This is a genomic window from Streptomyces sp. NPDC048182 (assembly GCF_043202555.1).
In the GTDB taxonomy this organism is placed as follows: domain Bacteria; phylum Actinomycetota; class Actinomycetes; order Streptomycetales; family Streptomycetaceae; genus Streptomyces.
In genome coordinates this window covers 253,830-267,538 of sequence record NZ_JBIDAQ010000010.1, presented here as the reverse complement: position 1 = coordinate 267,538, position 13,709 = coordinate 253,830, and the positions used below count along the sequence as shown (strand labels likewise).

Here is a 13,709-nt window from a genome sequence, read left to right as displayed (position 1 = left end):
CTGCAGGGGGGACCCTGTGGGAGAGTAGGACGCCGCCGAACAATCATTAGGGGAAGGCCCCGCACCGTTTATGGTGCGGGGCCTTTCTGCGTTTACAGCCGGCCCGTCGCCTTCAGTTCGAGGTACGCGTCGGCCAGCGTCGGCGGGAGTTCCTCCGGGGTCGCGTCCACCACCGTCACGCCGTAGCGGCGGAGGCGGTCTGCCGTGCGGCGGCGTTCCTCCTGGGACTGGGCTGCTGCTGCCGCCTCGTAGACCGACTCGGTGGTGCCGCGGGCCTTCGCCATGCCCGCGATGTGCGGGTCCGCCACCGAGGCGAGCAGGACCGTGTGGCGTTGGGTGAGCTGGGGGAGTACCGGGAGCAGGCCCTCCTCGACGGGGGCCGCGTCCAGGGTCGTCAGGAGCACGATCAGGGAGCGGCGGGGGGCCGAGCGGAGGGCGGTGGCGGTGAGGCCGCGCGCGTCGGTCTCCGTCAGTTCCGGCTCCAGCGTGGCCATGGCCGTGACCAGGGACGGCAGGACGTCGCCGGCGGTGCGGCCCTGGACCAGGGCGCGTACCCGGCGGTCGTAGGCCAGCAGGTCGACGCGGTCGCCCGCGCGGGAGGCGAGGGCGGCGAGGAGCAGGGCGGCGTCCATGGCGGCGTCCAGGCGCGGGGCGTCGCCGACGCGGCCGGCGGAGGTGCGGCCGGTGTCGAGGACGATGAGGATGTGCCGGTCGCGCTCGGGGCGCCAGGTGCGTACGGCGACCGTGGTCTGACGGGCGGTGGCCCGCCAGTCGATGGAGCGGGTGTCGTCGCCGGGGACGTAGGAGCGCAGGCTGTCGAACTCGGTGCCCTCGCCTCGGGTCAGGACGCTGGTGCGGCCGTCGAGTTCGCGCAGGCGGGAGAGCTTGGACGGCAGGTGTTTGCGGCTGGTGAAGGGCGGTAGGACGCGTACCGTCCACGGGACGCGGTGGGTGCCCTGGCGGGTGAAGAGGCCGAGGGGGCCGTAGGAGCGGATGGTGACGCGGTCGGCCTGGCGGTCGCCGCGGCGGGTCGGGCTGAGGCGGGTGGTGACGCGCCGGCGTTCGCCGGGGGGCACGGTGAGCCGGTGCCGGGAGGCGTCCGTCTCCGTGCCGGGCCGCCAGGTGCTGGGCGGCCAGGCGTCGCGGAGTTGGGCGCGCAACGGGCGGCGGGACGGGTTGGTGACCGTCAGGGTGACGTCCGCGGTGTCGCCCAGACGGGTGGAGGTGTCGCCGGAGCGGGTCAGGCCGAGGCGGCGGACCGGGGCGGCCAGCGCGAAGTCGCAGGCGCAGGCGGCGGCCAAGGGGGCGTTGACGGCGAGGATGCCCGTCCAGCCCGGGTCCCAGAGGCCGACGGGGAGCGAGGCGAGGGCCGCGACGAGGGCGGCGCGTCCGGTGAGCGCCATCAGCGGGGGACCGGGACGTGCGCGAGGATCGCGTTGATGACGGAGTCGGCGGTGACGCCCTCCATCTCGGCCTCGGGGCGCAGCTGGACGCGGTGCCGCAGGGTCGGCAGGGCGAGGGCCTTCACGTCGTCGGGGGTGACGTAGTCGCGGCCGGTCAGCCAGGCCCAGGCGCGGGCGGTCGACAGCAGGGCGGTGGCGCCGCGCGGGGAGACGCCGAGGGTGAGGGACGGCGACTCGCGGGTGGCGCGGCACAGGTCGACGACGTAGGCGGTGATCTCGGGGGAGACGGTGGTGCGGGCGACCTCGTCGCGGGCGGCGGCCAGGTCGGCGGCGGTGGCGACGGGGCGTACGCCGGCGGCGTGCAGGTCACGCGGGTTGAAGCCGGCGGCGTGGCGGGTGAGGACGTCGATCTCGTCCGCGCGGGAGGGCAGGGGGACGGTCAGCTTGAGCAGGAAGCGGTCCAGCTGGGCTTCCGGGAGGGGGTAGGTGCCCTCGTACTCGACGGGGTTCTGGGTGGCGGCGACCAGGAACGGGTCGGGGAGGGCGCGGGGGGTGCCGTCGACGGTGACCTGGCGTTCCTCCATGGCCTCCAGGAGGGAGGACTGCGTCTTGGGCGGGGTGCGGTTGATCTCGTCGGCCAGGAGGAGGTTGGTGAAGACCGGGCCGGGCTGGAAGGAGAACTCGGCGGTGCGGGCGTCGTAGATCAGCGAGCCGGTCACGTCGCTCGGCATGAGGTCCGGGGTGAACTGGACGCGCTTGGTGTCGACGTCGAGGGCGGCGGCCAGGGCGCGGACCAGCAGGGTCTTGGCGACGCCGGGGACGCCCTCGAGGAGGACGTGGCCGCGGCACAGCAGGGCGACGACGAGGCCGGTGACGGCGGCGTCCTGGCCGACCACGGCCTTGGCGATCTCCGCCCGCAGGGCCTCCAGGGCGGCGCGGGCGTCGGCCTTGTCCGCGTACTCCCCGTTGCCCCGGTTCTCACCGGTGCGCCCGGCATTGTCAGTGGTCGGGTCCATCATGGACGGCGTACCTCTCTTTCGAGGGCGTCGAGTCGGTCGGCGAGGGCCACGAGGGCCGGGTCGTCGGCGGGGGGCGGGCCGAAGAGCAGGTCGGGCAGGGCGGGTTCGTCGCCGTGGAGGTGGGCGGACAGGGCGGGGAGCAGGGTCTCGGGCGTGTGCGCCTGGGAGACGGGGACACCGACGAGAGGGGCGAGGCGGGTGCGGGTGGCGGAGCGAAGAGCGGTCGAGGCGCGGTCGCGTGCCTTGGTCCTGCGGTAGAGGCGGGCGCGGCCCTCGGCGGTCTCGGAGGCGCGGATCGCGACGGGCAGCCGCTCGGGCACGAGGGGGCCGAAGCGGCGGGCCCGCCACAGGGCGGCGAGGGCCGCGGCGACGAAGAGCTGCAGGGTGCCCCAGAGCCAGCCGCCGGGGATCAGGTCCAGGAAGCCGCGCTCGTCGTCGGAGGCGGTGGTGTCGGAGAGCGAGGGGAGGTACCAGACGAGATGAGGGCGCGAACCGAGGAGTTGGAGGGCGAGCGAGGCGTTGCCGTGCTCGTCGAGGCGGTCGTTGAGGAGGATGTCGGGGGCGCCGAGGAGGACCGTGTCGCCCTGGGCGGCGTCTTCCTCGGGGGCCTGGTCGGGGACGCGCAGGAGGGTGGCCGCGCCCTCGCTGGGGTAGCAGGCGTCGGCGCCGGGGAGGGCGGTGCGGTAGCGGATGCCGGCGGTGTCGGCGGTGCCCGCGCGGCGGGCGGCGGGCAGGGCGCAGCCGGGGGCGAGGGTGGTGCCGGTGCCGGCCGGGGGAGCGGCGGTGACGCCGGGGGCGAGGCGGTCGGTGGCCCGGGCGCCGGGGGCGACGAGGACGGTGCGGCTGCCGGAGTCGGCGGTGGTGGCGCGCAGGTCGTCCTGCTGGCGTTGCGTCAGCCGGTCGGGGACGGCGACCAGCAGCGTGGTGTCCGGCCCGGCCGCGGCGCGGGCGTCGGCCAGGGTGGTGACCACGCGGGTGGACACGCCCCGGTCGGCGAGGAGTTCGGCGACGGCCCGGCTGCCGTGCGGGGCGGCGGAGCGGGGGTCGAGTTCGCCGTGCCGGGTGTCCGAGCGGACCACGGCGATGGCGACGGCGGCGGCCAGCACGACGACGAGCGCGAGGGTGATGCCGCGCGCGCGGGTCCACACCTGGCGGGCGGTGGGCGCGGCGGAGGTGGCGGGGAGCGTGGCCTCCGCGGTCATCCGGCGGCTCCCCGGCGGGTGTCGGTGCCGGCCAGGAGGGGCTTGGCGCGGGTCAGGTCGTGGTCGAGGGCGGTGAGGCGCCGGTACGCCTGCTCGGTGCCGGGGCGTCCGCCGTATGTGACGTCGTCGAAGTCCCGGGCGGCGGCGCGCAGTCGGTCGCCGTGGGCGGGCAGGGCGCGGGCTGCCTCGGCGGCTGCCTCGGCGGCGGTGCGGCCGGGGCGGACGTCGAGCAGGGCGCGTTCCTCCAGGGCGCGGACGACGGCCCGCATGCGTTCCCGCACGGCCTGGCTCCAGTGGCCCTGGGCGGCGTGCGCGTCGGCGGCCGAGCGGTGTTCGGCGGCGCTGCGCGGACGGTCGTCGAAGAGGGCGGCGGCGGAGACCGGCCCGCGGCGCGGGGTGCCCAGGCGCCACCAGAGCGCGCCGAGCACGGCGAGGACGGCCAGGACGACGACGAACAGGCCGAGCGCCCCGCCGGGGGTCGCGGCGGACGCCGTGTCGAAGAGGTCGCCGACCCAGTCCCAGAAGGCGTTGAGGGCCCGCTGGAACCAGCTGGGGTCGTTCTCGTGGTACATGCGCTTGGACAGCTCGCGGCGCGCCGCCTCCCGCGCGGGGTCGCGCGGGACGGTCACCGGCGGTTCGTCGCCGGAGCGCGGCAGCGACCGGGCGCGCGCCGGGACGGCCGCGTGCCCCAGGAGGTGTGCCTGTGCGAGAAGCTCCCCCGAGCGGCTCACCGCATCAGCTCCCCGGGGTGGAGCCGGGGCGGGCGTCCTGGGGGCCGGCGGCGCGGGCCAGTTCGAGGTCGAGGGCCTCGCGGCGGATGCGCTGGTCGATGTAGAGCAGCACGGTGACGCCTGCGGTGATCGGGAAGGTGATCATGGAGCCGATCACCGAGCCGACGCCGCTGATGATCAGGTAGGTCCAGCCGAGGTCGCCGGTGCCCTCCAGGAGGCCGCCGACGCCGTCGCCGCTGAGGGCGGCGGCGAGGAAGCTGAACGGGATGACGATGATCGACGCGACGATGTTCGCGATGACCCCCGCGAGCAACTGGATGCCGAAGACCCGCCACCAGGAGCCGCGCACCAGCTTCACCGAGCGGCTCAGCGCCTTCTTGATGCCTTGCTTCTCCAGCATCAGCGCGGGCGACGCCAGCGAGAAGCGGATCATGATCCACAGGGCGACCACGCCGGCGCCGAGCATGCCGAACACCGCCAGGGCCGCGCCCACCCCCTTGTCGGCGGTGAGGGCGACGAGGACGCCGGGCAGGGAGCCGGCGGCGACGATGGCGGCGGCCAGGAGCAGCAGCGAGACGATGAGGCCGAACAGCCTCGGCAGCTGTGGGCGGGCGTCCCGCCACGCCTCGCCGATGGTCACGGACCTGCCGAGGACGGCGCGGCTGGTGACGGTGGTCAGCAGGGCGGTGGCGACGACGGTGCCGATGAGGGAGATCAGGAGGACGACGCCGGAGTTGATCGCCGTGTCGACCATGGCGTCGCTGACTTCGCCCACGGTGGCGTCGGGGTCGTTGAGCGCGTCGGTGCTGCCGGTGTTGTCCAGGACGAGGCCCTGGAGGAGGACGACGAGGATCTCGGAGAAGACGGCGACGGTCAGCGAGATGCCGAGGACCGTGCGCCAGTAGGTGCGCATGGTGGAGACCGCGCCGTCGAGGATCTCGCCGACGCCCAGCGGGCGCAGGGGTATCACGCCGGGCTTGGCCGCGGGCGGGGGTCCGCCCCAGCCGCCGGGCGGGCCTCCCCAGCCGCCCGGGCCGCCGCCATAGCCGCCGTAGCCTCCGGGGCCGCCGTAGCCTCCGTGACCGCCGGGGGGCGGAGCGCCCCAGCCCTGGCCCCAGCCCTGGCCGTGGCCGGGGGCCTGGCCCTGGCCGCCGGCCGGCGGCGCGGGTGGCGCCTGGCCGGGGCCGGTGGGCGCGGACCACTGGCCGGGGGGCGGCTGCTGCGGGGACCACTTCGGGCCGGGGCCCGACGGCTGCGCGGCCGGGTCGTTCGCGGGCGGCGAAGGCTCTGCGGGACCCGAGGGCTCGCCGGACGCTCCGGACCGGTCCTGGGCGGGGCGGTCGGCGGGGCCGGACGCGCCGGGGTCCCGCCCGTCGGACGGGGCGGATCCGGGCGAGGCCCAGCCCGGAGAGTCGTTCATCGTCGCTCCTTCACGGTGCCCGTCCGCGGTCGCGGCGGCAGGTTGGCAGCCATCGTGCCATGGGGCGGTGGGCCGCGGACCGGGCGCGGTAGGCCGTCGGCACCTTCAATTGTCCGCCGGTTAGCGGGCAGACTGACCGCATGGCTGATCAGTACGCGCAGAGCGGCGAGGACAAGCGGCCCACCGAGATACCGGCGCTTCGCTGGGAGGAACCACCCGAGGGCCCGGTGCTGGTCCTCCTGGACCAGACGAGGCTCCCGTCCGAGGAGGTCGAACTGGTCTGCACGGACGCCTCCGCGCTCGTCGAGGCGATCCACTCCCTCGCCGTGCGCGGCGCGCCGCTGCTCGGCATCGCGGGCGCCTACGGCGTCGCGCTCGCCGCCGTGCGGGGCTTCGACGTGGAGGAGGCCGCGACGGCGCTGACCGGCGCCCGGCCCACCGCGGTGAACCTCGCCGTCGGCGTGCGGCGGGCCAAGGCGGCGTACCGCGAGACGGTCGCGGCGACCGGTGACCCCGGACGGGCCGCGGCGGCCGCGCTGGAGGCGGCGCGGGCGCTGCACCGCGAGGACGCCGCCGCCAGCGCCCGGATGGCCGAGCACGGCACGGCGCTCCTGGACGAGCTGCTGCCCGGCGGCGGCCACCGGCTGCTCACGCACTGCAACAGCGGCGCGCTCGTGTCGGGCGGCGAGGGCACCGCCTTCGCGGTGGCGCTCGCCGCGCACCGGGCGGGGCGGCTGCGCCGGCTGTGGGTGGACGAGACGCGTCCGCTGCTGCAGGGCGCCCGGCTGACGGCGTACGAGGCGGCGCGCAACGACATGGCGTACACGCTGCTCACCGACAACGCGGCCGGTTCGCTGTTCGCGGCGGGCGAGGTGGACGCGGTGCTGGTCGGGGCGGACCGGATCGCGGCCGACGGCACGGTGGCGAACAAGGTGGGCACCTACCCGCTGGCGGTGCTCGCGCGCTACCACCACGTGCCGTTCGTCGTGGTCGCCCCGCTGACCTCGCTGGACCCGGACACGCCGGACGGGGCGGCCATCGAGATCGAGCAGCGTCCCGGGTACGAGGTGACCGAGGTCATGGCGCCGCAGGTGCCGGTCAGCGGGTCGGGTGGCGGGATCCCGGTGGCCCCGCTGGGAACCCAGGCGTACAACCCGGCGTTCGACCTGACACCACCCGAGTTGGTGACGGCGATCGTCACCGAGGCGGGGGTCGTCTCGCCCGTCACGGGAGAGGCGCTGGCCGACCTGTGTGCCAGGTCACGCCAGGTCACCATGAGCTGATGGGATGATGTCCTCCATGAAGGGACGAGTCCTTGTCGTCGACGACGACACCGCGCTGGCCGAGATGCTCGGCATTGTGCTGCGTGGCGAGGGTTTTGAGCCGTCTTTCGTGGCCGACGGCGACAAGGCGCTGGCCGCCTTCCGGGAGGCGAAGCCTGACCTGGTGCTGCTCGACCTGATGCTGCCCGGCCGGGACGGCATCGAGGTGTGCCGCCTGATCCGGGCGGAGTCGGGTGTGCCCATCGTGATGCTGACGGCGAAGAGCGACACCGTCGATGTGGTCGTCGGCCTGGAGTCCGGCGCCGACGACTACATCGTCAAGCCGTTCAAGCCCAAGGAGCTGGTGGCCCGCATCCGGGCCCGGCTGCGCAGGTCGGAGGAGCCGGCGCCGGAGCAGCTCACCATAGGGGACCTGGTCATCGACGTGGCCGGGCACTCCGTGAAGCGGGAGGGGCAGTCGATCGCGCTGACCCCGCTGGAGTTCGACCTCCTGGTGGCCCTGGCCCGCAAGCCGTGGCAGGTGTTCACCCGGGAGGTGCTCCTGGAGCAGGTCTGGGGCTACCGGCACGCGGCCGACACCCGGCTGGTCAACGTCCACGTGCAGCGGCTGCGCTCCAAGGTCGAGAAGGACCCGGAGCGCCCGGAGATCGTGGTGACCGTCCGCGGCGTCGGGTACAAGGCCGGACCGAGCTGACATGAGCAGGGACAGTGCCGCTTCGGCGACCCCCGGCCGGTCCGGGACCCCCGCCGGGCGGCCTGTCGGCCCCGAGGACGCCGGCTCCCGGCCGCGCCGGCTGCCCGCGGGCGGGCTGCTGCACGGCCAGGTGCAGGGCAGCAGCCCGCTGCTGCGGCTCTTCACCCGCTGGGTGCGCCGGCCGCTGCTGCCGGTGATGCGGCTGTGGCGGCGCAACATCCAGCTCAAGGTCGTCGCCACCACGCTGCTGATGTCGCTCGGCGTGGTCCTGCTGCTCGGCTTCGTGGTGATCGGGCAGGTCCGCAACGGCCTGCTCGACGCCAAGGTGCGCGCCTCGCAGTCCCAGGCCACCGGCGGCTTCGCGGCGGCCAAGCAGAAGGCCGACGAGGCGGCCTCTGCGGTCGGCGGCGACGATGCGGTGTCCGTCGACGGCCGTCCCTCGCAGAACCTCACCGAGTGGATGAGCGAGCTGGTCAAGTCGCTCTCCAGCGGCGGCCAGGGCGCCTTCGACGTGGCCACCCTGCCGATGGGCGGCGAGAGCGGCAGCGGGCGCTTCCCGCGCGCCTCCGGCGGCGTCGAGCCCCCGGCCAGCGTGCCCGAGGACCTGCGCGACCGCGTCGACGGTTCCACCGCGGCGGCCCAGAGCTACACCCGGGTCGTCTACACCACCGCCTCCGGCCAGCCGTCCCAGCCGGCGCTGGTGATCGGCAAGCAGGTCAACGACCCGAACGGGGAGCCGTACCAGCTGTACTACCTCTTCCCGCTGACGCAGGAGGAGAAGTCGCTCAGCTTGATCAAGGGCACGCTGGCGACCGCCGGGCTGTTCGTCGTCGTGCTGCTCGGGGCGATCGCCTGGCTCGTGGTGCGCCAGGTGGTCACGCCGGTGCGGATGGCGGCGAGCATCGCCGAGCGGCTGTCTGCCGGGCGCCTTCAGGAGCGGATGAAGGTCACCGGCGAGGACGACATCGCCCGGCTCGGCGAGGCGTTCAACAAGATGGCGCAGAACCTCCAGCTCAAGATCAGCCAGCTGGAGGACCTGTCGCGGATGCAGCGGCGGTTCGTCTCCGACGTCTCCCACGAGCTGCGCACGCCGTTGACCACCGTGCGGATGGCCGCCGACGTCATCCACGACGCGCGCGTGGACTTCGATCCGGTGACCGCGCGCTCGGCGGAACTGCTCGCCGACCAGCTGGACCGGTTCGAGACGCTCCTCGCCGACCTGCTGGAGATCAGCCGGTTCGACGCGGGCGCGGCGGCCCTGGAGGCCGAGCCGATCGACCTGCGCGTGGTGGTGCGCCGGGTGGTCAGCGGCGCCGAGCCGCTGGCCGAGCGCAAGCGGACGCGGATCCTCGTCGCCGGCGACCAGCAGCCCGTCGTCGCCGAGGCCGATGCCCGGCGCGTGGAGCGGGTGCTGCGCAATCTCGTCGTCAACGCCGTCGAGCACGGCGAGGGCAAGGACGTCGTGGTCAAGCTGGCCGCGGCCGGCGGCGCGGTGGCCGTCGCGGTGCGCGACTACGGCGTCGGGCTCAAGCCCGGCGAGGCCACCCGGGTCTTCAGCCGCTTCTGGCGGGCCGACCCGGCACGCGCGCGTACCACGGGCGGCACGGGCCTCGGGTTGTCGATAGCCCTCGAGGACGCCCGGCTGCACGGCGGCTGGCTGCAGGCGTGGGGGGAGCCGGGTGGCGGCTCGCAGTTCCGGCTGACGCTGCCGCGGACGGCGGACGAGCCGCTGCGGGGCTCGCCGATACCGCTGGAGCCGGCCGACTCGCGCCGCAGCCGCGGACTGCAGGACGCCGGCGCGGCGGAGACCGGCCCGGTGGCCGCCGGTCCCGCGACGGCGGTGCCGTCGCAGCCCGGACCCGCCTCGAAGGTGCCGGACCGGGGCCCGATACCGCCGCGCCAGGGCACCGCGGCGCCCGCGGTCGACCCGACCGCGCTGCCCGGCAGTGGCGCGCGCGTGGTGCCGCGGCCCGCGCCCGGCACCGGCGGCGGAACCGGCTCCGGTGGCGGGCCGGAGGGCACACCCCCGCCCGGGGGCCGGGGCGGGCACCAGGACGCCGGCAGGCAAGGGGAGGCAAGCCGTGGACGAGGACGCTGACCGCGAGGGGGGCGCCCGGCGCACGCCGGGGCGCGCGGTGGTGTACGCCGTCTGCGGCGCCGTCCTGCTGGCCGGCTGCGCGTCGATGCCGGACAGCGGGGACCTGCGGGGCGTGGAGTCCACGCCCCGGCAGGACCCGCAGGTGCGGGTCTTCGCGATGCCGCCGCCGGAGGGCGCCGCGCCCTATGACATCGTGCAGGGCTTCCTGGAGGCGCTGACCAGCGACGACCCGCACTACGAGACGGCGCGCAAGTACCTGACCGGCGACGCGGCGAAGAAGTGGCGGCCCGAGCAGTCCACCACGGTGCTCGCCGGCGGCCCGAGCACCGAGTTCGGCCGCTCCGGCGGCCGCGAGGCCGGCGACGCCTACGCCGTCACCCTGACCGGCACCCGGGTCGCCACGGTCGACGCGCAGCAGGCGTACGCGCCGGCCGGCGGCGACTACCGCGAGCCGGTGCACCTCACCAAGGACCGCAAGAGCGGGCAGTGGCGCATCGACACGGTGCCGCAGGGCGTCATCGTGGGCAAGTCGGACTTCCAGCGCACCTACACGTCGGTCAACACGTACTACTTCGCCTCGGACGCCGCCGCGAAGGTCGAGGCCGGCGCCGAGGCGCGGCCGGCCGCCGTCGCCGACCCGGTCTACGTGCGGCGCCTGGTGGACCCGATGACCCAGGTGGTGCGGTCCCTGATCGACGGGCCGACCAGCACGCTGGGGCCCGCCGTCCGCACCAGCTTCCCGCGTGGTACGGCGCTGGCGAAGGACGTCGTCTCGCTGGCGCCGGACGACAACAACAAGCTGACGGTGCCGCTGAACGCCCGGGCCGCCCGGGTCGACGCGGACACCTGCGACGGGATGGCGGCGCAGCTCCTCTACACGCTGCAGAGCCTCGCCCCGACGGTCGAGGAGGTCGAACTGCGCTCCGGCGGCCGGCAGCTGTGCGCCCTCACCGAGGACCGCGCCGAAGCGGTCGCCGCCCGCGGCTCCGCCCACCGCCCCGACTACCTGTACTTCGTCAACGACCAGCAGCGCCTGGTGCGCATCGCCGCGGGCAGCGGCGGCACCCGGCCCGAGCCGGTGCCCGGCGCGTTCGGCGGGGGCGGCCTGGCGCTGCGGTCGGTGGCGGTCTCCCGCGACGAGCACAGCGCGGCCGGGATCGGCCCCGGGCGGCGCGGGCTGTACGTCGGCTCGCTGGTGTCGGGTGGGCCGCTCGGGGACCCGGTGCTGGTCAGTGGCGGCAAGACGGAGGGGGACCGGCTGACGCCGCCCAGCTGGGATCCGCGCGGCGACCTGTGGGTGGCCGACCGCGATCCGGCCCGGCCGCGGCTGCTGGTGCTGCGCGAGGGGGAGGGCGCGCCGGTGGAGGTGGCGACGCAGGGCCTGGACGGGCGGATCCAGGCGGTACGGGTCGCGGCCGACGGGGTGCGCATCGCGCTCGTGGTGGAGAAGGACGGGGAGCGGTCGCTGCTCATCGGGCGGATCGCCCGGGGCGGGGACGACTCCCGGGGGCCGGAGATCAGCGTCCTCGGGCTGCGCTCGGCGACCCCGGGGCTTGAGGAGGTCACGGCGATGTCGTGGGCCGGGGACAGCCGGCTCGTGGTGGTCGGGCGGGAGCGCGGGGGCGTCCAGCAGATCGGGTACGTGCAGGTCGACGGGTCGGCGCCGGAGGTGTCGGTGCCGGCGGCGCTGACCGGGGTGCGGGAGATCGCCGCGACCGAGGACGAGCGGCTGCCGCTGGTCGGGCACTCCGAGGACCTGATCGTGCGGCTGCCGTCGGGGGCGCAGTGGCAGAAGGTGACCGAGGGGACCGGGCCGGTCTATCCGGGGTGACGGCGGGTGGCGCCCGTGGATGGGCTGGGCCTGTGGATGATCTGGGGAGGGGTTTTCCACAGGTCTGGCAGGGCGGCGCGGGGCCCGGCACAGTGAGGCCATGCGCGGATGGTGGCGGGAGATGGCCGACCTGGTGCTGCCGGCCGAGTGCGAGGGCTGCGGCAGGGCCGGCGCGGTGCTGTGCTCCCGGTGCCGGGCGGCGCTGACCGGGACCGAACCGTGGCGGGCCCGGCCGGATCCGGAGCCGCCGGGACTGCCGGCCGTGCACGCGGCGACCCGGTACGGGGACGAGGTGCGGGCCGCGCTCCTCGCCCACAAGGAACGGGGCGCGCTGGCGCTCACCGGCCCGCTCGGCGCGGCCCTCGCCGGGGCGGTGCGGGCCGGATCGGCGGCGGCGCGGGAGGGGCCGGCTGCGGGGCGCGGCGCGGTGCTGCTCGTGCCGGTGCCCTCCGCGCGGCGGGCGGTGCGGGCCCGGGGGCACGACCCGGTGCGGCGGATCGCCCTCGCGGCGGCGGGGGAGCTGCGCCGGAGCGGTACTCCCGCGCGGGTGCTGGCCGTGCTGCGCCAGCGGCACGCGGTGGCCGACCAGTCGGGGCTGGCCGCCCGGGAGCGGCTGGAGAACCTGCGGGGCGCGCTGGCGGTGGTGCGCGGTGGCGGCCGGCTGCTGTCGGGCGGGGGGCCGGTGGTCCTGGTCGACGACCTGATGACGACCGGGGCGTCCCTCGCGGAGGCGGCCCGCGCGGTGCGGGCGTCTCGGGGCGCGGAGCGGGGTCTGGAGAGGTACTCGTACGGGAGCACGAAATGGTCCGTGTATCCCTCTGCGGCAGGGGAAGGCAGAGAGGAACGGAAGGCCGGGCCCGCAACCGAGGAGGGCCCGAACGGAGGCGGTGACGTGGTCCGGGACGGGGTCCGCGCCGCGGTGGTGGCGGCTTCTCCGGACGCAAGCGAAAACCGGCTGAATTCACTGGAACGGAGGTAGGGCGAGCGAGAGGGTGACGACTTCCGTCCGGGCGAGATATGTTCGGTTGTGAGGAAAAGCCGCAGGCCAGACCTTACGCAACCGACCGCCGTGCTGCGAGGTCGACCCTCGTCACCCGCACCGGTGGAATGCAGATCCTGCCCGTTGGGGAGGAGGTGGACGTCACCGAGTCCGAGGTTCCGGGACCCACCGGAGCCTGGTGCAAAAGGGAGACGCTCCGCCGTGGAAGCGGAGCTATCCGGGAACGGAGTTCTGCGTGGACATCGTCGTCAAGGGCCGCAAGACCGAGGTGCCCGAGCGGTTCCGGAAGCACGTGGCCGAGAAGCTGAAGCTGGAGAAGATCCAGAAGCTCGATGGCAAGGTGATCAGCCTCGACGTCGAGGTGTCCAAGGAGCCGAACCCGCGGCAGGCCGACCGCTGCGACCGGGTGGAGATCACGCTCCGCTCGCGCGGCCCGGTGATCCGCGCGGAGGCGGCGGCGAGCGACCCCTACGCGGCGCTCGACCTGGCGGCGGAGAAGCTGGACGCCCGGCTGCGCAAGCAGCACGACAAGCGCTTCTCGCGCCGCGGATCGCGGCGGATCCCGGCCGCGGAGGTCGCCGACCACGTCCCGGGCGCGGCGACGCTGAACAGCGCCGGGGACGTCATCCCCCAGGAGCCGGTGGACGGCGTACCCACCAAGAAGATCGGCTCGCTGGAGGTCCAGGGCGACGGACCCCTCGTCGTCCGCGAGAAGACCCACGTGGCCGCCCCCATGTCCCTCGACCAGGCGCTCTACGAGATGGAGCTGGTCGGGCACGACTTCTACCTGTTCGTCGACTCCGAGACCAAGGAACCCAGCGTCGTCTACCGGCGGCACGCCTACGACTACGGCGTGATCCACCTGACGACGGACACGATGGTCACGCAGACGCACGCCCCCGACGCGGGCGACGCGCTCGGTGGCTGACGACGCCGGGTGACAACGGGACGGTGCCCCTGGAGCGCGTACGCGCCCCCAGGGGCACCGGTGTGCGACGGTGCGCTCGCCGTGCTCCGCCGCAGGCCGC

Annotated in this window: 11 protein-coding genes; 6 read left to right on the top strand and 5 right to left on the bottom strand. The window is 75.3% G+C overall.

What is annotated here, in order from left to right; genetic code table 11:
- Positions 1–92: 92 nt before the first annotated feature.
- From ACGFZL_RS21295 to ACGFZL_RS21275, 5 genes are read right to left on the bottom strand one after another with little or no spacing between them, the layout of a single operon-like run.
- A complete protein-coding gene (locus tag ACGFZL_RS21295; RefSeq protein WP_393693751.1) occupies positions 93–1,403 on the bottom strand; it encodes a DUF58 domain-containing protein in 1,311 nt (436 codons plus the stop codon).
- Complete coding sequence (locus ACGFZL_RS21290; RefSeq protein WP_393693749.1) at positions 1,403–2,422, bottom strand: AAA family ATPase; 1,020 nt, start codon at positions 2,420–2,422, stop codon at positions 1,403–1,405. The genes ACGFZL_RS21295 and ACGFZL_RS21290 overlap by 1 nt, the downstream gene beginning before the upstream one ends.
- On the bottom strand, positions 2,419–3,624 hold the full coding sequence (locus ACGFZL_RS21285) for a DUF4350 domain-containing protein (protein ID WP_393693747.1): 1,206 nt from the start codon (positions 3,622–3,624) through the stop codon (positions 2,419–2,421). Before ACGFZL_RS21285 ends, ACGFZL_RS21290 begins: the two co-directional genes overlap by 4 nt.
- Positions 3,621–4,316 (bottom strand): DUF4129 domain-containing protein, encoded by a 696-nt coding sequence (locus ACGFZL_RS21280; RefSeq protein WP_393693770.1) that lies wholly within the window; start codon positions 4,314–4,316, stop codon positions 3,621–3,623. The genes ACGFZL_RS21285 and ACGFZL_RS21280 overlap by 4 nt, the downstream gene beginning before the upstream one ends.
- Positions 4,317–4,359: 43 nt before the next feature.
- Positions 4,360–5,775, bottom strand: coding sequence for a glycerophosphoryl diester phosphodiesterase membrane domain-containing protein (locus ACGFZL_RS21275; protein ID WP_393693745.1), 1,416 nt, complete (start codon positions 5,773–5,775; stop codon positions 4,360–4,362).
- Positions 5,776–5,915: 140 nt separating this feature from the next.
- Between ACGFZL_RS21275 and mtnA the strand changes: the two genes are divergently transcribed.
- The 6 genes from mtnA to hpf all read left to right on the top strand — a co-directional run bounded on the left by mtnA (position 5,916) and on the right by hpf (position 13,609).
- Positions 5,916–7,058: an S-methyl-5-thioribose-1-phosphate isomerase gene (gene mtnA, locus ACGFZL_RS21270; RefSeq protein ID WP_393693743.1), complete on the top strand. Its 1,143-nt coding sequence runs from the start codon at positions 5,916–5,918 to the stop codon at positions 7,056–7,058.
- Between the two features lie 4 nt (positions 7,059–7,062).
- Complete coding sequence (gene mtrA / locus ACGFZL_RS21265; protein ID WP_355176337.1) at positions 7,063–7,752, top strand: two-component system response regulator MtrA; 690 nt, start codon at positions 7,063–7,065, stop codon at positions 7,750–7,752.
- A gap of 1 nt (position 7,753) precedes the next feature.
- A complete protein-coding gene (gene mtrB, locus ACGFZL_RS21260) occupies positions 7,754–9,850 on the top strand; it encodes an MtrAB system histidine kinase MtrB (protein ID WP_393693740.1) in 2,097 nt (698 codons plus the stop codon).
- Between the two features lie 85 nt (positions 9,851–9,935).
- A complete protein-coding gene (locus ACGFZL_RS21255) occupies positions 9,936–11,681 on the top strand; it encodes an LpqB family beta-propeller domain-containing protein (protein ID WP_393693768.1) in 1,746 nt (581 codons plus the stop codon).
- A 100-nt stretch (positions 11,682–11,781) separates the two neighbouring features.
- Positions 11,782–12,660, top strand: coding sequence for a ComF family protein (locus ACGFZL_RS21250; protein ID WP_393693738.1), 879 nt, complete (start codon positions 11,782–11,784; stop codon positions 12,658–12,660).
- Positions 12,661–12,916: 256 nt separating this feature from the next.
- The gene (gene hpf, locus ACGFZL_RS21245) at positions 12,917–13,609 is read left to right on the top strand and encodes a ribosome hibernation-promoting factor, HPF/YfiA family (protein WP_355176334.1); all 693 of its coding nucleotides are present in this window, start codon (positions 12,917–12,919) and stop codon (positions 13,607–13,609) included.
- Positions 13,610–13,709 lie beyond the last annotated feature (100 nt).